Here is an 18,344-nt window from a genome sequence, read left to right as displayed (position 1 = left end):
CCTACGGGGTGACCCCGGCCGGAGGGCCCGTACCTCAATGTCCGCCACCACAGCCGCGTTTGTCCCGGCAGTCGTACCCGAGTTCCCCCGGCACGTCGTCACCGCCGTGCTCGTCTCCCACGACGGCGCACGCTGGCTCCCCGACGCCCTTGCCGGGTTGATCGGCCAGGAACGCCCCGTGCAGAACGTCGTCGCGGCCGACACCGGCAGCGCCGACGAGTCCGCGCAACTGCTCACCGACGCCCTCGGTGCCGACCGGGTACTGCATCTCGCCCGCCGTACCGGCTTCGGCACCGCCGTCGAGGAGGCCGCCCGCACCGCCGGCGTGCTCACCGCCGAGGACCTGCCGTATCTGAAGCGGCCCAGCGGTTGGGACCCGGTCACCAGGACCTGGCGCGACGAGACGTACGACATGCCCGAGCTCCCGCACGGCGAGCCCGTGCAGTGGCTGTGGCTCCTCCACGACGACTGCGCGCCCGAGCCCGACGCCCTCGCCGAACTGCTGCGCGTCGCCGACTCCGACGAGTACGCCGCGGTCGTCGGCCCCAAACTGCGCGGCTGGTACGACCGCAGACAGCTCCTCGAGACCGGCGTCTCCATCGCCAACAGCGGACGCCGCTGGACCGGGCTCGACCGCCGCGAGCAGGACCAGGGCCAGCACGACCAGGTCCGCTCCGTCCTGTCCGTGTCGTCCGCCGGCATGCTCATCCGCCGGGACGTCTTCGAGGAACTCGGCGGCTTCGACCGGCGGCTGCCCCTCATGCGTGACGACGTCGACCTGTGCTGGCGCGCCCACGCGGCCGGCCACCGCGTCCTGATCGCCCCCGACGCCGTGCTGCGGCACGCGGAGGCGGCCGCCCGCGAGCGCCGCACCGTCGACTGCGCCGGCCGGTCCGTCGCCGGAGCCCACCGCGTCGACAAGGCGGGGGCGGTCTACACGCTGCTGACCAACACCCGTGGCATCGCGCTGCCGTACGTACTGCTGCGCATCGTCTTCGGAACCCTGCTGCGCACCCTCGCCTATCTGGTCGGCAAGGTGCCCGGACAGGCCGTCGACGAGGTCATGGGTCTCTTCGCGGTACTGCTGCGTCCCGAGCGCATCCTGGCCGGGCGGCGCAGACGCTCCCGGCGGGCCGTCACGGCCGCCGAACTGCGGCCCCTGTTCCCGCCGCCCGGCGCGACGGTCCGCGCCGCGATCGAGCAGGTCGTCTCCAACTTCGGCGGCTCGGAGGCGGACTCGGGCGGCTCCCGCCACGGCGCCGTGGAGACGGGTCCCGGCGGCGACGACGCCGACTTCCTGGAGATCGAGCAGTTCGCCAGGCTCAAGAAGATCGCCCGCAAGCCGGGCCCGCTCCTCTTCGCCGTGCTGCTCGTCGTCTCCCTCGTGGCCTGCCGCGGACTCTTCGCCGGCGGCGCGCTGGCCGGCGGCGCCCTGCTGCCCGCCCCCCCGGACGTCTTCGACCTGTGGGGCCGTTACGCGGACGGCTGGCATCCCGTCGGCACCGGCGGCACCCAGACCGCGCCGCCCTACCTCGCCGTGCTCGCGGTGCTCTCCGCGCTGTTCCTCGGCTCCACCGGCCTCGCGCTGACCGTGCTTCTCGTGTGCTCGGTCCCGCTCGCCGGTCTCACCGCCTACTTCGCCTCCCGCCCCCTCGTCGAGTCCCGGCTGCTGCGGGCATGGGCGAGCGTCGCCTACGCCTTCCTGCCCGCCGCCACCGGCGCGCTGGCCACCGGGCGGCTGGGCACCGCCGTCCTCGCCGTCGTGCTGCCGCTCATCGCCCGCGCGGCCGTCGCCGCCCACGGGCTGCGCGCCACCGGCGGCGGCCGCGGCAGCTGGCGGGCCACCTGGGCGTACGCCCTGCTGCTCACCTTCGCGATGGCCTTCACCCCGGTCGTGTGGCCGATCGCCGTGATCCTCGGCATCGCCGTCCTGGTGCTGCGGCGCGGCGACATCACGGCGTACGGACTGCGTTTCATCGCGGCCGTCGGCACGCCCGTGCTCGTCCTCGCCCCCTGGTCGCTCTCCCTGCTGACCGACCCCGCGGCCTTCTTCCGCGAGGCCGGACTCGCCTACGACGGCGGCGCGGCGAGCGCCACCGACCTGCTCGGCATCAGCCCCGGCGGGCCGGGAACCGTCGGCGGCATCCTGATGATCGGCATCGTGCTCGCCGCGCTGGGCGCCCTGCTGCGCGAGGAGCGGCAGTTCGCGATCCGCGGCGCCTGGGCGGTCGCGCTGGCCGCCCTGGTCTTCGCGGCCCTTGTCAACGGCTCCGGTGACGGCGGTACCGGCTGGGCGGGCCCCGCGACGCTGATCTACGGCATCGCACTGCTCGCGGCCGCCGTGCTCGGCGCCGAGGGCGGCCGCACCCGTGTCGCCGCCCAGAGCTTCGGCTGGCGGCAGCCGGTCGCCGCCCTTGTCGCGCTGGCCGCCGGCCTGGCCCCCGTCATCGCCGCGGCCAACTGGATGATCAGCGGCGCGGGCGGCCCGCTCGAGCGGCGCGACCCGGTCCAGGTGCCGGCGTTCGTCGCCGAGGAGAGCGACACCCAGGACCAGCCGCGCACCCTGGTACTCGGCGGCGCCTCGGCGGCCAAGGTCTCGTACACGCTCGTACGCGGCTCCGGCAGCCGCCTCGGTGACGCCGAACTCACCGAGGCGGGCGGCAGCGACGCCCGTCTCGACAAGATCGTCGCCAACCTTGTCGCCGGCTCCGGCGCCGACCAGACCAGCCAGCTCAGCGGATACGCCATCCGGTACGTGCTGGTGCGCGACGGCGCGCCCCGCGAAACCAGCCACGTCCTCGACGCCACACCCGGTCTGAGCCGGCTCAGCCAGCTCGACGGCAGCGCGCTGTGGCGGGTGGACCGCCAGGTCGCCCGTGCCACGATCGTCAGCGGTGAGGACGAACCGCTGCCGGTGGCCTCCGACGCCGTGGGAGCGCGCGCCGAGATCCCCGTCGGCGGGTCCGGCCGCATCCTGCGCATCGCGGACCGCGCCGACGAGGGCTGGCAGGCCACGCTCGACGGACGCCCGCTCGAGAAGACCACGGTCGACGGCTGGGCCCAGGGCTTCGAGCTGCCCGCCGAAGGCGGCCGCCTCGAGCTGACGTTCGAGGCCCCGGCCACGCACACGGCTTGGATCTGGATCCAGGGCTTCCTCACGCTGGTGCTGGTGGTACTCGCACTCCCCGGGCGTCGTCGGGAGATCGACGACGACCTGCCCAACGAGCCGGTCGCGATACCGGACCAGCCGGTGCCGGGCGAGGGCCGCAGGGCGCGCAGGCTGCGGGCCCAGGCGGAGTACGAGGCCGCGGAGGCGGAGGCCGCGGGCGGCGAAACCGTGGAGCCGCAACCGGATGCGCAGGGCGCGGAGCAGCCCGCGCCGTACGCGGCCGTGCCGCAGCAGCACGGCGAGTGGGAGACGCAGACGTACCCCGACGCGAGCGGCTACGGCACTTCGTACGGTCAAGGCGGCTACCAGGACGCCCCGTACGCCGACGGCCGCGGCTACGGCGAGGGGCAGGGCTACGGCGAGGGGCAGCAGCAGTACGGCGGGGACCAGGCGTACGGCGACACCCCGTATCGGCAGCCGTACCCGGCCGACCCGTACCAGGCCGGGTCCTACGGCGACGGGCAGTACCAGCCGGACCCTCCGTACCAGCAAGACCCTCCGTACCAGCCGGACGGCGGCCGGGGCCAGTACGCGTCGGAAGGTCAGTACCGGCCGGACGGCTCGTACCGGCAGGACGGGCAGTACGACCCCTACTACGGCGGCCGGAACGGCGCCTCGAACGGCGACCCGTACCCAGAACCCCCGGCGCAAGCCCCCGGCACGACGCGAGGCGAGTCAGAGTGAAGCGCACGACCATCTCCCTGATCGCGGTCGCCACGGCCCTGGCCGCCGTCACCGGCTTCGCCTCGCTCACGGCACCCGACGGCGAGGCCGAGCCGGTGGCCGCGGTCCCGGCACGTCTGCCCGTCGAGCGCTCCAGCCTGCTGTGCCCGGCCCCGAGCAGCTCGGACCTGGCGGAGACGCGGTACACGTCCTTCACGCCTGCCGCGAAGGACGGCGCGCAGCAGCCCGGAGACGAAGGTGCCGAGGGGGACACGGCGGAACTGCGGCCGTCTGTGGTCGCCTTGTCCGACCCTGATGCCGGCGCGGACAAGAGCGACAAGGACAAGAAGGGCGACGAGGCGAAGAAGCCCGCCTCCGACAAGCCTTTCCTGGCGCTCAAGGAGCCCGGCAAGCCCGTCTCGGCCGAGGAGGGCGGGGGGCAGGCCCAGGCGCTCGTCGGCACGGCCACCGGCAGCCTGGCACCCGGCTGGACGGCGCAGCAGACCACCGTGGTCGCCGCGGGCAGCGGCCGCGGTCTGCTCGGTGTCGGCTGCACCGCGCCGGACACCGACTTCTGGTTCCCCGGCGCCTCGCTCGCCGACCAGCGCCAGGACTACGTGCACCTGACCAATCCGGACGAGGCCACGGCCGTCGTCGACGTCGAGATCTACGGCAAGGAAGGTGTCCTCAAGAGCACCGTGACCGAGGGCATCCCGGTCCCCGGCGGAGCCGGCGTTCCGGTTCTGCTGTCGACACTGACGGACGGTCCGGCAGAGGACGTCACCGTGCACGTCACCACCCGCACAGGCCGGGTCGGGGCCGTCGTACGGTCCGTCGAGGAGAACGTCGGCAGCGACTGGCTCAGCGCCGCCGCCGACCCGTCCGGCACGGTCGTCCTCCCCGGCATCCCGGCGGACGCGACCTCCGTCCAGCTCGTGGCCTTCGCCCCCGGGGACGACGACGCGGAGCTGAAGGTCCAACTGGCGGGCGCCACGGGCACGATCACCCCGGCCGGTCACGAGACGCTGCACGTCAAATCCGGGATGACGGCGAGCGTCGACCTGAAGGACGTCACCCGCGGCGAGCCGGGATCGCTGATCCTCAGCCCCGCGGCGGGCGGCACGGCCAGTCCGGTCGTGGCCGCCCTGCGCGTGACCCGTGGAAAGGGCGACGACAAGGAGATCGCTTTCATCCCGGCCGCCGCGCCGGTGGGCGAGCGCGCCACGGTCGCCGACAACCGGGCCAAGGGCTCCCAGCTGTCGCTGACGGCACCGGGCCAGGCCGCGAAGGTGAAGGTGACCGCGTCGGCGGGCACGGAGGCCGGCACCCAGGTCGTCAAGGAGTTCTCCGTGAAGGCGGGCACGACGACGGCGGTGCCCGCACCCGTACCGGCCGGACTCAAGGGCTCCTACGCGCTCACGGTGGAGACGGTTTCGGGCGGGCCGGTGCACGCGTCGCGGATGCTGGAGATCCCGGAGGACGGCATCCCGATGTTCACGGTGCAGACGTTGCCGGACGACCGGGGGACGGTCACGGTGCCGGAGGCGGAGCAGGACCTCTCTGTGCTGGACGACTGAGGGACCGACCACCGGCTCACGGAGAGCCGCGCCGGCGCGGCTCTCCGTGAGCCGGTGGTCGGTGGGCGCGGCGGACGGCGCTGAGAGGCGATCGGTGGGCGTGGCCGGCACGGCGGCCGAGAGGCGGTCGGTGTGCGCGCCGAGAGGCGGTCGGGAGATGCCGGAGGGAGCGCGACCGGGCCGTAGGCGGCTCGGTCGGGTGGGCGGCCGCCGGGGACGCGGCCGGGTGGGCGGCCGTTGGCCCGCACCTCGTGTGCGTCAGTCCTGCCCGTAACGCGGATCGACCGATTCCGGAGCCAGTCCGAGCAGCTCCGCCACCTGCTCGACGACCACTTCGTGCACGAGGAGTGCTCGTTCGTCGCGGTTCTTTGTCCGGATCTCGACGGGCCGGCGATAGATCATGATCCGTGCGGGCCGGTCCTCTGCGGCGGGGACGGCACTGCCCAGGGGCACCGACTCGTCGGGTGTTCCAGGGACCTCCAGGACCAGGAAGTCGACATCGGCCAACTGCGGCCAGTGCCGCTCCAGCCGCTCCACCGAGTCCTGGACCAGGTCACGGAAGGTCTCGGCGCGGCTGGCGGCGAGCGGTACCTGGGGCGGGGCGACCGGGCCGCGCATACCTCTTCCGTGCCGGTCGCGGCGGCGGGGCCTCGGCTCTGCCGGTCGGGGGGGTACAGGACTGTCCATCACTGACGCAGGGTAGCTCTCCGGGGCCGGCGGCGATCGACACGCTGTCGCCGGGCGTAGGTATGTCGCTAATTGAACATTCCGGCCAATGTTTGGGCTCGATTCGGCGGCACTCGCGACCGTCGTACTCGAGGCGATTGACCTGATTCACTCCGACTCGTGACCGCAGGGCGTGCGGCCGTCGCCCGTGTGGTTCTCTTTCCCCGCAGGTCAGGCCAGTTGCTCGAACTGCCGATATGTCCGATGTCACACGACGACACGGGGGAGTGACCTGGTGGAGAGTCGTCGCAGCCCGCTCAAGAGTGCGGTACCGTCCAACGTCGTGAGCCCTGTACGTCGCTGTTCGCGCACCGCGTGCGGCCGCCCTGCCGTCGCGACACTGACGTACGTCTATGCCGACTCGACTGCGGTCCTCGGTCCGCTCGCCACCTACGCCGAGCCCCATTGCTATGACCTGTGTGCCGAGCACAGCGAGCGGTTGACGGCCCCGCGCGGCTGGGAGGTCGTACGGCTCACCGACGGCTCCGCCCCCGCGCGGCCCAGCGGTGACGATCTCGAAGCGCTGGCGAACGCCGTCCGCGAGGCGGCACGGCCCCAGGGGCGTACGGCGGAAGCGGGCGGCCCGAGCGGCCGGCGTTCCGCCGACCCGATGGAGGTCGCTCGCCGCGGCCATCTGCGGGTGCTGCGTTCCCCCGACTCCTGACCGGTTCGCGCTCGGGCCCCGCTGCGGCCCCGCGGCTGCCCCGGTCAGGGCTCGTTCAGGCGCCATGCTCCCGGCCGGGCGCACGGCCCACCCGGCCGCTCTCCTTCGCGACGGCTTTCCGACAGGGGAAGGTCGGCGCCCCCAGCCGTACGGGTAGTTTGTGGTGACCGTATGGACTTCAGAAGGGGTTGGGAAGTGGCTGCTGATCTGTCGCAGATCGTGAAGGCGTACGACGTCCGCGGGGTGGTGCCGGATCAGTGGGACGAATCGCTCGCGGAACTGTTCGGGGCCGCCTTCGTCCAGGTGACCGACGCGGACGCGATCGTGGTCGGCCACGACATGCGGCCGTCCTCGCCCGGACTGTCGGGTGCGTTCGCCCGTGGCGCCGCCGCCCGTGGCGCCGACGTCACCCTCATCGGGCTGTGCTCGACGGACCAGCTCTACTTCGCCTCCGGACGCCTCGGGCTGCCGGGTGCCATGTTCACGGCCTCCCACAACCCGGCGCAGTACAACGGCATCAAGATGTGCCGGGCAGGCGCGGCCCCCGTCGGCCAGGACACCGGGCTCGCGGAGATCCGTGAACTCGTCGAGACCTGGTCCGAGCAGGGCGCGCCGGCCCCGGCGGCGACGCCGGGCAGCGTGACCGAGCGCGACACGCTCACCGACTACGCGGCCCACCTGCTCTCCCTCGTCGACCTCTCCGGCATGCGGCCCCTGAAGGTCGTCGTCGACGCGGGCAACGGCATGGGCGGCCACACGGTCCCCACCGTCTTCGGGTCCCTGCCGCTCACCCTCGTTCCGATGTACTTCGAGCTGGACGGCACCTTCCCCAACCACGAGGCGAACCCGCTCGATCCCGCCAACATCGTGGACCTGCAGGCCCGTGTGCGCGCAGAGGGCGCCGACCTGGGCCTGGCCTTCGACGGCGACGCGGACCGCTGCTTCGTCGTGGACGAGCGGGGCGACGGCATCTCGCCCTCGGCGATCACCGCCCTCGTCGCCTCCCGTGAACTCGCCAAGCACCCCGGCGGCACGGTCATCCACAACCTGATCACCTCGTGGTCGGTTCCCGAGGTCGTGCGCGAGAACGGCGGCACCCCGGTGCGCACGCGCGTCGGGCACTCCTTCATCAAGGAGGAGATGGCCCGAACCGGTGCGATCTTCGGCGGTGAGCACTCGGCGCACTACTACTTCCGCGACTTCTGGAACGCCGACACGGGCATGCTCGCGGCCCTCCACGTCCTGGCGGCGCTCGGCACCCAGGACGGCACCCTGTCCGACCTGGTCGCGCAGTACGACCGGTACGCGGCCTCCGGCGAGATCAACTCCAAGGTCGCGGACCAGGCCGGCCGCGCGGCGGCGGTGAAGGCCGCGTTCGCCACCCGCGAGGGCGTGGAGGCCGACGAGTTGGACGGGCTGACGGTGACGGCCGCCGACTGGTGGTTCAACCTGCGTGCCTCGAACACGGAGCCGCTGCTGCGCCTGAACGTCGAGGCACGCGACGAGGCCACCATGGCCAAGATCCGCGACGAGGTACTGGCGCTCGTACGGGCCTGAGCCGCCGGTACGGCCGGGTCACCCGCGGGTCCCCGCACCGGCGGGGACCCGGCCGCCCAGGGCCGTGCACGGGGCCGTCCGCGGCTGTGCCGGCGTGATCCCGCCCCGGGCCGCGCGCGGCCCGTACGCGGCCTGTGGCGACGCGCGCCCCGGTCGCCCCGCGTGCACGTGCGTACGTGGCCGAGCCGTCGTGCTCCCGTCCGTACCGGGCGGGAGGTCCGGCTGCTCCGGCGTGCCCCGGCGCCGGGCATCTCCGGTGGGTGCGCCGCCCCGGGTGTTCCCGGGCCGTGCGTCGCCGCACTGCCCGGCGCACGGCCTGTACGCCGCCTGCCGGATGCCCCGTCGTGCTGTGGGTTCCGCGCCGTCTTCGGGTCGTGCGCCGTCGTGCCGTGCGTTCCGCGCGTGATCTCGGCCGTGCCGTGCGTCCCTGGGGTGCGTCGCCGTTCGCGCCGTGTTCGGGCCGTACGCTGCCGGGCCGGGCCGTCCCGCGGTGCGCGCGTCGCCGTGTCCGGCCGTCCAGGTCCGTGTCGTGGTCCGCGCCGCCCCGGAGTGGTCCGCGCCGCCGTGCCGGGTAGGTGTCCCGCGGTGTCCTGTTCGGCGTCGCCCGTCCACGCCGCCCAGAACGAGCCGCACCCGGCTCCCCGGCGGTAGGCTGGCGACGCCTGATCCGCAAGACCGTGACCGTATGTCCGACGCGATCGCCATCGCTCCGTCGGTCTGCGGCGTGCCCGAAGGGACACCGCTGTTATGCCGCTCGAAGCCGGCCTCCTGGAGATCCTCGCCTGCCCGGCCTGCCACGCCCCGCTCGACGACCGCACGGCAGCCGACACGCCCGAGCTGATCTGCACCGGCAAGGACTGCGGCCTCGCCTACCCGGTCAGGGACGGCATCCCCGTCCTGCTCGTCGACGAGGCACGCCGCGCGACATGAGCGGCCGGGAGGACCGTATGACGGGCCGAGCGTCCGTCGGCGGGCCTCCCGGCCGCTCATGTCGGCACGAACCGTGTCCCTGACCGAGTTCCTGACAACCGCACAAGACCCCTCGCCCGCGTACGGCGATCGGAGGCCCATCCCTCATGCTCGACGAGTCGCTCCTCGACGCTCCGGACGCCCTGGCCCGCGCCGACCGCCGGGGCTTGTTGCGCGGCGCGGCCGAGGCCGGGGCCCGCGTACGCGCCGCGGCCCGGCACGCCGACGAAGCCGGTATCGCCGAACTCGCCCCGGAGGGGCGGCCTCGGGCCGTCCTCGTCGCGGGCCCCGGCACAGCCGCCCTCGGAGTCGCGGACCTGGTCGGCGCCCTCGCCGGCGCCTCCGCGCCCGTCATCCCACTCCGCCCCACCGGCGTCGCCCACGCGGCCGGAGCCCTGCGCTGGGCCATGCCGGGCTGGGCGGGGTCGGTCGACCTCCTGCTGCTCGCGACCACCGACGGCAGCGAACCCGGCCTCGCGATGCTCGCCGAGCAGGCGTACCGGCGCGGCTGCACCGTCGTCGCCGTCGCTCCGCAGCGCTCACCGCTCTCCGAGGCGGTCGACGGCGTCCACGGCCTCGTCGTCCCGATGGCCACCGCGCCGTACGAGGAGGCGTACGAGGAGGTCCTGGCGGCCACCCCCGGCGCCCTCTGGGCGCTGTTCACCCCCCTGCTCGCGCTCCTCGACCGGGTCGGGCTGCTCGAGGCCCCGCCGGAGATGCTGGCCAAGATCGCCGACCGCCTCGACATCACGGCCGAACGCTGCGGCCCCGCCGTCGCCACGTACAGCAACCCGGCCAAGGCGCTGGCCGCGGACCTCGCCGACAGCCTGCCTCTGATCTGGACCGAGGGCGGGGGCGCCGCTCCGGCGGGCCGCCGCTTCGCCGCGGTCCTGGCGGAAATCGCCGGCCGGCCCGCGCTCGCCGCCGAACTGCCGGAGGCGCTGCCCGCCCACGGGGTGCTCCTCGCGGGCGACTTCGCGGCCGGTGCCGATCCGGACGACTTCTTCCGCGACCGGGTCGATGAGCCCCAGGCGCTGCGGGCCCGCGTCGTCCTGCTGCGTGACCGCCCGGCCGGCGGTCTCACGGCGGCGCCCGCCGCTCGCGAGCTGGCGCTCAGCCACGACACACCCATCAGCGAGCTCGAACCGGAGGACGGCTCGGAGCTCGAGTCGATGGCCGAGCTGCTGGCCGTCACCGATTTCGCCGCCATTTACCTGGCGATCGCGGCGTCGGGCGATCATCCCGTCTAGTCGGGCGATCATCCCGTCCGGACGCACCCGCCGTCGCACCGCATGTGACGCCCCGGCGCCACGACCGCACCGACGAAGGACCAAGGAAGATCATGGACCGCCTCGCCAACACCGTGCGCCCCTACGCCTGGGGGTCCACGACCGCCCTTCCGGAGCTGCTCGGCGTCGCCCCCACCGGCGAGCCGCAGGCCGAGATGTGGATGGGCGCCCACCCCGGGGCGCCGTCCCGGATCACCCGTGGCGCCGAGGCGGACCGGCCCCTGTCCGAGGTCATCGCCGCCGCACCCGACCGCGAGCTGGGCGAGGCGGCCGTCGCCAAGTTCGGCCCGCGGCTGCCCTTCCTCCTCAAGATCCTCGCGGCAGGCGCTCCGCTCTCCCTCCAGGTGCACCCCGACCTCACTCAGGCGAGGGACGGCTACGGAGCGGAGGAGAACGCCGGCGTTCCCCTCGACGCGCCGCACCGCAACTACAAGGACGCCAACCACAAGCCGGAACTGATCTGCGCGCTCACGCCCTTCGACGGCCTGTGCGGCTTCCGTCCCGCCGCCGCGGCGGCGGAACTGCTCGCCGGTCTCGAAGTCGACTCCCTCAAGCCGTACGTCGACCTGCTGCGCGCCCAGCCGGAGGAGGCCGCCCTTCGCGAAGTGCTCACCGCCGTACTGACCGCGGACCCGCAGGACATGGCTGCCACCGTCGCGGAGGCCGCGGCGGCCGCCGAACGGCTCGGCGGCGACTACACGCCGTACGCGTCGGTCGCGCACCACTACCCCGGTGACCCGGGTGTCATCGCGGCCATGCTGCTCAACCACGTGCGACTGCAGCCCGGCGAGGCCCTGTTCCTCGGCGCCGGCGTTCCGCACGCCTACCTCAACGGCCTCGGCGTCGAAATCATGGCCAACTCCGACAACGTGCTGCGCTGCGGCCTGACGCCCAAGCACGTGGACGTGCCCGAACTCCTGCGCATCGTCCGGTTCGAGGCGACCGAACCCGGCATCCTGCGCCCCGAGGTGTCACCCTCCGGCGAGGAGGTCTACGACACCCCGATCGACGAGTTCCGGCTGTCGCGCTACGTCCTCGCACCCGACGCCGAGCCCTGCGACGTGACCGCCTCCACGCCGCAGATCCTGCTGTGCACGGCAGGCCGCGTCACCGCCGGCGAACTGGCCCTGGCGCCGGGCGAGTCGGCGTTCGTGCCCGCCGGGGAGAAGGCGGAGATCTCGGGCGCCGCCGGCGGGGCCGGCACCGTTTTCCGCGCGACGGTGGTGGCCTGACTCGGCGCCGCACGACGGTGCTGCAACAATGGCGCACCGCTGAGACCGGGCACGGGACCGGTCGGCGTACGGACGAAGGGACATCCGGCAAGCATGAGCGCGTCAGGCGGTACCAAGGCGATCGTGGCGGCACTCGCCGCCAACCTCGTCATCGCGGTGGCCAAGTTCGCGGCGTTCCTGTTCAGTGGGTCGTCTTCGATGCTCGCGGAGAGCGTCCACTCGCTGGCGGACTCGGGCAACCAGGGCCTGCTCCTCCTCGGCGGCAAAAAGGCCCGGCGTGAGGCGACGCCGCAACACCCCTTCGGGTATGGGCGTGAACGCTACATCTACGCCTTCCTCGTCTCCATCGTGCTCTTCTCCGTCGGTGGCATGTTCGCCATCTACGAGGGCTACGAGAAGATCAAGCACCCGCACGGGATCGAGGCGTGGTACTGGCCCGTCGGCGTCCTCGTCTTCGCGATCATCGCTGAGACCCTCTCGTTCCGTACCGCCATCAAGGAGTCCAACGCGGTACGCGGCAAGCTGACCTGGACCCAGTTCGTTCGCCGTGCCAAGGCCCCCGAGCTGCCGGTCGTCCTCCTCGAGGACCTCGGCGCGCTGGTCGGTCTGATCCTCGCCCTCTGCGGCGTCAGCCTGGCGCTGGTCACCGGCGACGGCGTCTGGGACGGCATCGGTACGCTCTGTATCGGCGTGCTGCTGATCCTGATCGCGATCGTGCTCGCCGCGGAGACCAAGTCGCTGCTGCTGGGCGAGGCCGCGGGCACGGACGACATCGAGAAGATCCAGGCCGCAACGGTCGACGGCGTGACGGTCACCCGCATCATCCACATGCGCACGCTGCACCTCGGGCCGGAGGAACTGCTGGTCGCGGCGAAGATCGCGGTCGAGCAGCACGAGACGGCCGACGAAGTGGCGGAAGCGATCAATGCCGCGGAGGAGCGCATCCGCGCGGCCGTGCCGATCGCGCGCGTGATCTACCTCGAGCCGGACATCTTCAACGAGTCCGCGGCAGCGGCCGGGTCCACCGACACGGCAAGTCCCCAGGGCGGGTCCGGATCGGGCCACTGAGCAGCCGGAACCGCGACTGGGGCCCCGCGCCTCGTGAGCGGGTGAAGGCCCCCGACCATGCTTGCATGCCCGGTCGGGGGCTTTCCCGTTCCGACCCGAGGCCGACCCGGCGATCGAGTGCCGTGGTCCGTGGCGGGGGCGTGCGGTCCCGTGCCCGGGGCAGTGGGGCGCGCGGCCGGGGGAGGATGCGCACCGTCGGCCCCCGCCACCGGCCTGCCGCAATGCGGACACGGCAGACTGGCTGGAATACGGGCCCGGGCGGGCTGGGGACGGCTGGGCCGATCGGTGTAGATTCGTAACCAGTCAGACGTCGCTGCTGATGGCGGTCGGGCGGTCCCGCGCGGACCGACCGAGGGAGAGAGGGCCTCCGACGGACTGTCCTGCGGACTTCCCGGGCATTCGTATGCCGTGTTCCGTGCCGTGCCGCCGTGCGGTACGACGCGGAAGCGGAAGGTGCGACGTCCAGGCCGCCGCAGAGTCAGCCGTAACCACCTCGACCGAACCACGAGGAGCAGCTCGTATGCCGACCGTCGCCAATGGCCAGGACTTCAAGGTCGCCGACCTTTCGCTCGCCCCCTTCGGCCGCAAGGAGATCACTCTCGCCGAGCACGAGATGCCCGGCCTGATGTCGATCCGCCGGGAGTACGCCGAGGCGCAGCCGCTCGCCGGCGCCCGCATCACCGGCTCCCTGCACATGACGGTGCAGACCGCCGTCCTCATCGAGACGCTCGTCGCGCTGGGCGCCGATGTCCGCTGGGCCTCCTGCAACATCTTCTCCACGCAGGACCACGCGGCCGCGGCCATCGCCGTCGGCCCGAACGGCACCCCCGAAAACCCGCAGGGTGTCCCGGTCTTCGCCTGGAAGGGCGAGACCCTGGAGGAGTACTGGTGGTGCACGGAGCAGGCCCTGACCTGGCCGAACACCGCCACCGGCGGCCCGAACATGATCCTGGACGACGGCGGTGACGCCACTCTCCTCGTCCACAAGGGCGTCGAGTTCGAGAAGGCGGGCGCGGCCCCCGACCCCTCGACCGCGGACAGCGAGGAGTACGGCTACATCCTGCGGCTGCTGAACCGCACCCTGACCGAGAACCCGCAGAAGTGGACGCAGCTGGCGTCCGAGATCCGCGGTGTGACGGAGGAGACCACCACCGGTGTCCACCGTCTGTACGAGATGCACCGTGACGGCACGCTGCTGTTCCCCGCGATCAACGTGAACGACGCGGTGACCAAGTCGAAGTTCGACAACAAGTACGGCTGCCGGCACTCCCTGATCGACGGCATCAACCGTGCCACCGACGTACTGATCGGCGGCAAGACCGCGGTCGTCTGCGGTTACGGCGACGTGGGCAAGGGCTGCGCCGAGTCGCTGCGCGGCCAGGGCGCCCGGGTGATCATCACCGAGATCGACCCGATCTGCGCGCTGCAGGCGGCGATGGACGGCTACCAGGTCACCACGCTGGACGAGGTCGTCGAGACGGCCGACATCTTCGTCACCACGACCGGCAACAAGGACATCATCATGGCCTCGGACATGGCCAGGATGAAGCACCAGGCCATCGTCGGGAACATCGGCCACTTCGACAACGAGATCGACATGGCCGGTCTCGCCGCGATCGACGGCGTCGTCAAGGATGAGGTCAAGCCGCAGGTCCACACGTGGACCTTCCCCGACGGCAAGGTCCTGATCGTCCTGTCCGAGGGCCGCCTGCTGAACCTGGGCAACGCGACCGGCCACCCGTCGTTCGTGATGTCCAACTCCTTCGCGGACCAGACCCTGGCCCAGATCGAGCTCTTCACCAAGCCCCAGGACTACCCGACCGACGTCTACGTGCTCCCCAAGCACCTCGACGAGAAGGTCGCCCGTCTCCACCTGGACGCGCTGGGCGTCAAGCTCACCACCCTGCGCCCGGAGCAGGCCGCGTACATCGGCGTCGAGGTCGACGGCCCGTACAAGCCCGACCACTACCGCTACTGATCGCCACCGCGCAGCGCCCGAGTGGGCACCGGGCAGCCCCGGGCCCGAGCAGGCTCCGCGCAGACGCACCGTACGAGCGGTGCACCCGAGCAGTACCAGGCAGGCCCCCGCACCCCCGTGTCGGGGGCCTGCCCCGTACCCTCCTCGAACGGCTTCGGCTGACGCCTCACCGCACAAGGACACCTACGCCCCCATGCCCCGCGGCCGCTATTCGCTCCACGATCCGCACGATCACACCCCCCTCGGCGAAGAACACTTCCAGTGCGCCCCCGGCCCTTCCGGCTGGCGTTACGTCTCCCGAACCATCACCCCCTCCGGCGACGAGGCCGGCTCCCTCGACCTGGCCCTCGACGAACTGGGCCGCCCCATCCGGCTCGAACTCCACGCGGCGAGCCGGCAGATCCGGGGCGCGGCCATCGACGGCGTCACGTGGGTCCGCACCGACCCCACCGGCACCGACGCCACGGAAGGCAACGCCCCCGCTCACGCTTTCACCGGAACCTCACCGGCCTTTCTCGTCGCAACCGCCCGTCTGCTGCGCCTCGCACCCGGCGCTCCGGCCACTCGCGTCCGCCTCGTCGCCTTCACCGACCCCGTATTGGCACCCCTGACCGTCGACCGGTCCTGGGCACTGGTGAAAAGTGAAGCGCACACCACTGACAACGGACCCCTGACAGTGGACGAATACCAGGTCAGCGCCTTGGACACGGGCGAGCAGCATGCTGTTCACATCGCCGGGGACGTGGTCCTCGCGGCTCCCGGCATCGAACTCGAGGACCTGGAGAGCCCGCCCTCGACCTTCCGCTGAGCCCTGGCCCCCGGACCGCCTGCCGCCGCCGATGTCGGCGCCGACGCCGGAGCGGGAGCGGACCGCGGTGTGGGCGTCTCAGGCGGGAGGGGCGAATCCACCCGACGGCGCGGGCGGCCGAACGTCGGCAGGCGGTTCCGCCTGGGGCGGCTGGACAGCCGGCCGTCGTGCGGGCCCAGGCCCCGTTCCCGGGCGGTCGAACGGCACTGCCGTCTGCGTGGCCGGCCCCGGATCGAGGTCGGCAGCGGCGTCCGCGGACGAGGACGCGGCGAAGGCACGCCGGGCGTCACGGGCCTGCCGTTCGTTCACGACTGCCGCCAGATACGCCGCAGGCGGGACGCCCACCGGCGCGGGTGTCCCCGTACGGTCCGCCAGATCAACGGCCAGTCGCTGCGCCATGGACCAGCTCACCGCCGGATCCAGTTGCCTCATGCGCGTCAGGTACTGGCGTATCGCCAGCCACAGAGTGTCCGGCACGCCCGACAGGTCGAGTCCGGCGAACCTGCCGACCAGCCACGGTGGCGGCGGAGGCGGGCCCATCGGGCCGCGAGCCGCGGGCACCCGCTCGCGTACGACGAGGGTTCCGGCGAAGACGTCCCCGATGCGCCGTCCCCGTTCCGACACCAGCGAGGCGATACAGGCGATGACCCCGAACGTGAGGAGGACCTCGACCACCCCCATCGCGCCGCGGACGAGAGCGTGCCGGAATCGGATCGGCCCTCCGTCGTCCCTGACCACCCGCAGCCCGCAGGCGAGCTTCCCGAGCGAACGCCCATGGCTGAGGGTCTCCACGGCTATCGGCCCGCCGACGAGGACCAGTAGGAACGAGGCGATGGACATCGCCGTGACGGCAGCCTCGTCCAGGGACGCAGTGGCCACGGCCAGTCCGATCGACACCAGCAGATAGACCGTCCACACGACGACGAGATCGATCACGAGAGCGAGAGCCCGGCTCGGCAGTTTCGCCGGCTGCAGCCCCAGTACGACCGCATCCCCCGTCACTATCCCGCTCACTGCTGCCCCCTTCGTGATGCCCGGCCTTCCCTGCTCCCTGATCTCTCAGTCTGCCAAGCTGACCGACAGCGTGTCGCAGCAGAGCAGCAGTGAAAGTAGTACGGACAGTACGCAACACACCCAGTGCCTGGAGCAGCAGCCGACCATGGACCTCGATGTCTTCGTCACAGCCCACCGCGCCGAGTGGGACCGCCTGGACCATCTCCTTCGTCGTGGTCGCCATCTGACGGGTGCGGAGGCCGACGAGCTGGTCGCCCTCTACCAGCGCACGGCCACTCATCTCTCCCTCGTCCAGTCCAGTGCTCCGGAACCGGTACTCACGGCAAGGCTGACCCAGCTGGTGGCACGCGCACGCGCCGTCGTCACCGGCACCCGGCGGTCGAGCTGGAGGGACGCCGCCACATTCCTCACCGCCGGATTTCCGGCAGCGGTCTACCGCTCCCGCCACTGGTGGATACCGACCGCAGTTCTCTCCACACTCCTCGCCGCTGTCATCGGCTGGTGGATAGGCACCCATCCAGAGGTGCAGTCCGCCATCGGGGCACCGGAGGAACTCCGCCGCATGACCCGGCCCGGCGGTGAGTACGAGACCTACTACTCCAGCCACCCCGCGGCCTCGTTCGCGGCGCAGGTCTGGACGAACAACGCCCAGGCAGCCGCCATGTGCCTGACCCTGGGGGCGTTCCTGTGCTTCCCGGTCATCTGGATCCTCTTCCTGAACATGCTGAATCTGGGTGTCGGCATCGGCCTCATGTCCTCCGCCGGCCGCCTCGACGTCTTCCTGGGCTTGGTGCTGCCGCACGGCCTGCTTGAGCTCACGGCCGTCTTCGTCGCTGCCGGCACGGGACTGCGGCTCGGCTGGACGGTCATCGACCCGGGTCCGCTGACGCGTCGCACGGCGCTCGCCCAGCAGGGACGGGCCGCGCTCGGCATGGCGATCGGGCTGGCGCTGGTGCTGTTCGTATCGGGCCTGATCGAAGGCTTCGTAACGCCGTCCGGCCTGCCGACCTGGGCACGGATCACCGTCGGTGTCGTCGCCGAACTGGCGTTCCTCGCGTACGTCTACATCCTGGGGGGCCGGGCCGCCCGCGCCGGAGACTTGGGGGACGTGGACGAGCCCGACCGCAGTGCCGAGCTGCCCACAGCGGCGTGACGCGCCTACGCGATGTGCGTAGCGGTCCGGTGAGCTGCTAGTCTCCTCTTCGCCTCACCACACCCGTTGACACGGGAGACGTGGGGAGGTAGATTTTAACGGTTGCGTCGGACTGGACAAGTTCGACGGTGAACATTTAAAGTCTGTCTGGCTTTCGCAGGGAGTTATTTCCGCGGAGCCGATCCCCGATTCATTCAGGATCACGAAGCCGATTAGGTCGGCAGAAATGCTTCTGATAAAGTCGGATCAGCCGAAAGGCAAAAAGGCCCCCAACGGCCACCAGGAATGGATTCCATACCGGAAACGGAATGGAAAACGGATCTGGTAAGGTTGGAAACGCAAGACCGAAGGGAAGCGCCCGGAGGAAAGCCCGCAGGAAAGTCTGAGGGTGAGTACAAAGGAAGCGTCCGTTCCTTGAGAACTCAACAGTGTGCCAAAAATCAACGCCAGATATGTTGATACCCCGTCCATCTTCGG

14 protein-coding genes are annotated in these 18,344 nt (G+C 71.9%); 11 read left to right on the top strand and 3 right to left on the bottom strand.

Annotated features, from left to right (window positions below):
• Nucleotides 1–37 precede the first annotated feature (37 nt).
• Both AB0903_RS13705 and AB0903_RS13700 read left to right on the top strand, forming a co-directional pair.
• Nucleotides 38–3,853 (top strand): glycosyltransferase family 2 protein, encoded by a 3,816-nt coding sequence (locus tag AB0903_RS13705; RefSeq protein ID WP_366702259.1) that lies wholly within the window; start codon nt 38–40, stop codon nt 3,851–3,853.
• Nucleotides 3,850–5,409, top strand: coding sequence for a DUF5719 family protein (locus AB0903_RS13700; RefSeq protein WP_366702257.1), 1,560 nt, complete (start codon nt 3,850–3,852; stop codon nt 5,407–5,409). Before AB0903_RS13705 ends, AB0903_RS13700 begins: the two co-directional genes overlap by 4 nt.
• 258 nt (nt 5,410–5,667) lie before the next feature.
• Here the strand turns inward: AB0903_RS13700 and AB0903_RS13695 are convergent, their stop codons facing one another.
• Nucleotides 5,668–6,096 carry a metallopeptidase family protein gene (locus AB0903_RS13695; protein ID WP_366702255.1) on the bottom strand — a complete coding sequence of 143 codons (429 nt, stop codon included), beginning with the start codon at nt 6,094–6,096 and terminating at the stop codon, nt 5,668–5,670.
• A gap of 274 nt (nt 6,097–6,370) precedes the next feature.
• Between AB0903_RS13695 and AB0903_RS13690 the strand changes: the two genes are divergently transcribed.
• The 8 genes from AB0903_RS13690 (at nt 6,371) to AB0903_RS13655 (ending at nt 15,700) form a co-directional block, all read left to right on the top strand.
• Nucleotides 6,371–6,799: a DUF3499 domain-containing protein gene (locus AB0903_RS13690; RefSeq protein ID WP_366702254.1), complete on the top strand. Its 429-nt coding sequence runs from the start codon at nt 6,371–6,373 to the stop codon at nt 6,797–6,799.
• Nucleotides 6,800–6,994: 195 nt separating this feature from the next.
• Nucleotides 6,995–8,356, top strand: a complete 1,362-nt coding sequence (locus tag AB0903_RS13685) for a phosphomannomutase/phosphoglucomutase (protein WP_366702252.1) — start codon at nt 6,995–6,997, stop codon at nt 8,354–8,356.
• A gap of 747 nt (nt 8,357–9,103) precedes the next feature.
• Nucleotides 9,104–9,286: a Trm112 family protein gene (locus tag AB0903_RS13680; protein WP_366702250.1), complete on the top strand. Its 183-nt coding sequence runs from the start codon at nt 9,104–9,106 to the stop codon at nt 9,284–9,286.
• A 146-nt stretch (nt 9,287–9,432) separates the two neighbouring features.
• Nucleotides 9,433–10,575: an SIS domain-containing protein gene (locus AB0903_RS13675; protein WP_366702248.1), complete on the top strand. Its 1,143-nt coding sequence runs from the start codon at nt 9,433–9,435 to the stop codon at nt 10,573–10,575.
• Between the two features lie 92 nt (nt 10,576–10,667).
• Nucleotides 10,668–11,846: a mannose-6-phosphate isomerase, class I gene (gene manA / locus AB0903_RS13670; protein ID WP_366702246.1), complete on the top strand. Its 1,179-nt coding sequence runs from the start codon at nt 10,668–10,670 to the stop codon at nt 11,844–11,846.
• A gap of 93 nt (nt 11,847–11,939) precedes the next feature.
• Nucleotides 11,940–12,914, top strand: a complete 975-nt coding sequence (locus tag AB0903_RS13665) for a cation diffusion facilitator family transporter (RefSeq protein ID WP_366702244.1) — start codon at nt 11,940–11,942, stop codon at nt 12,912–12,914.
• 520 nt (nt 12,915–13,434) lie between these two features.
• Nucleotides 13,435–14,892: an adenosylhomocysteinase gene (ahcY, locus tag AB0903_RS13660; RefSeq protein WP_366702242.1), complete on the top strand. Its 1,458-nt coding sequence runs from the start codon at nt 13,435–13,437 to the stop codon at nt 14,890–14,892.
• A 193-nt stretch (nt 14,893–15,085) separates the two neighbouring features.
• Nucleotides 15,086–15,700 (top strand): hypothetical protein, encoded by a 615-nt coding sequence (locus AB0903_RS13655; protein ID WP_366702240.1) that lies wholly within the window; start codon nt 15,086–15,088, stop codon nt 15,698–15,700.
• A gap of 78 nt (nt 15,701–15,778) precedes the next feature.
• Here AB0903_RS13655 and AB0903_RS13650 read toward each other — a convergent pair whose 3' ends face one another.
• Nucleotides 15,779–16,714 carry an RDD family protein gene (locus tag AB0903_RS13650; RefSeq protein WP_366702238.1) on the bottom strand — a complete coding sequence of 312 codons (936 nt, stop codon included), beginning with the start codon at nt 16,712–16,714 and terminating at the stop codon, nt 15,779–15,781.
• Between the two features lie 145 nt (nt 16,715–16,859).
• Here AB0903_RS13650 and AB0903_RS13645 point away from each other — a divergent pair, with 145 nt between their 5' ends.
• Entirely contained in the window at nt 16,860–17,867 is a 1,008-nt protein-coding gene (locus AB0903_RS13645) for a stage II sporulation protein M (RefSeq protein WP_366702446.1), read from the top strand.
• A 246-nt stretch (nt 17,868–18,113) separates the two neighbouring features.
• On the opposite strand, the gene AB0903_RS13640 is transcribed toward AB0903_RS13645, so the two are convergent.
• The coding region (locus AB0903_RS13640) for a hypothetical protein (protein ID WP_366702236.1) at nt 18,114–18,344 on the bottom strand (231 nt) is incomplete at its 5' end.

Origin of the sequence: Streptomyces sp. NPDC048389 (genome assembly GCF_040706335.1) — a bacterium.
In the GTDB taxonomy this organism is placed as follows: Bacteria; Actinomycetota; Actinomycetes; order Streptomycetales; family Streptomycetaceae; genus Streptomyces.
The sequence above is the reverse complement of the archived record's forward strand: the minus strand, read 5'-3'. Positions and strand labels throughout refer to the sequence as shown.

Excerpts from the sequence above, each read along its gene's own strand:
- AB0903_RS13705 (WP_366702259.1), top strand. The coding sequence starts at position 38 with ATGTCCGCCACCACAGCCGCGTTTGTCCCGGCAGTCGTACCCGAGTTC.
- AB0903_RS13695 (WP_366702255.1), bottom strand. The coding sequence starts at position 6,096 with ATGGACAGTCCTGTACCCCCCCGACCGGCAGAGCCGAGGCCCCGCCGC.
- AB0903_RS13680 (WP_366702250.1), top strand. The coding sequence starts at position 9,104 with ATGCCGCTCGAAGCCGGCCTCCTGGAGATCCTCGCCTGCCCGGCCTGC.
- AB0903_RS13675 (WP_366702248.1), top strand. The coding sequence starts at position 9,433 with ATGCTCGACGAGTCGCTCCTCGACGCTCCGGACGCCCTGGCCCGCGCC.
- manA (WP_366702246.1), top strand. The coding sequence starts at position 10,668 with ATGGACCGCCTCGCCAACACCGTGCGCCCCTACGCCTGGGGGTCCACG.
- AB0903_RS13665 (WP_366702244.1), top strand. The coding sequence starts at position 11,940 with ATGAGCGCGTCAGGCGGTACCAAGGCGATCGTGGCGGCACTCGCCGCC.
- ahcY (WP_366702242.1), top strand. The coding sequence starts at position 13,435 with ATGCCGACCGTCGCCAATGGCCAGGACTTCAAGGTCGCCGACCTTTCG.
- AB0903_RS13655 (WP_366702240.1), top strand. The coding sequence starts at position 15,086 with ATGCCCCGCGGCCGCTATTCGCTCCACGATCCGCACGATCACACCCCC.
- AB0903_RS13645 (WP_366702446.1), top strand. The coding sequence starts at position 16,860 with ATGGACCTCGATGTCTTCGTCACAGCCCACCGCGCCGAGTGGGACCGC.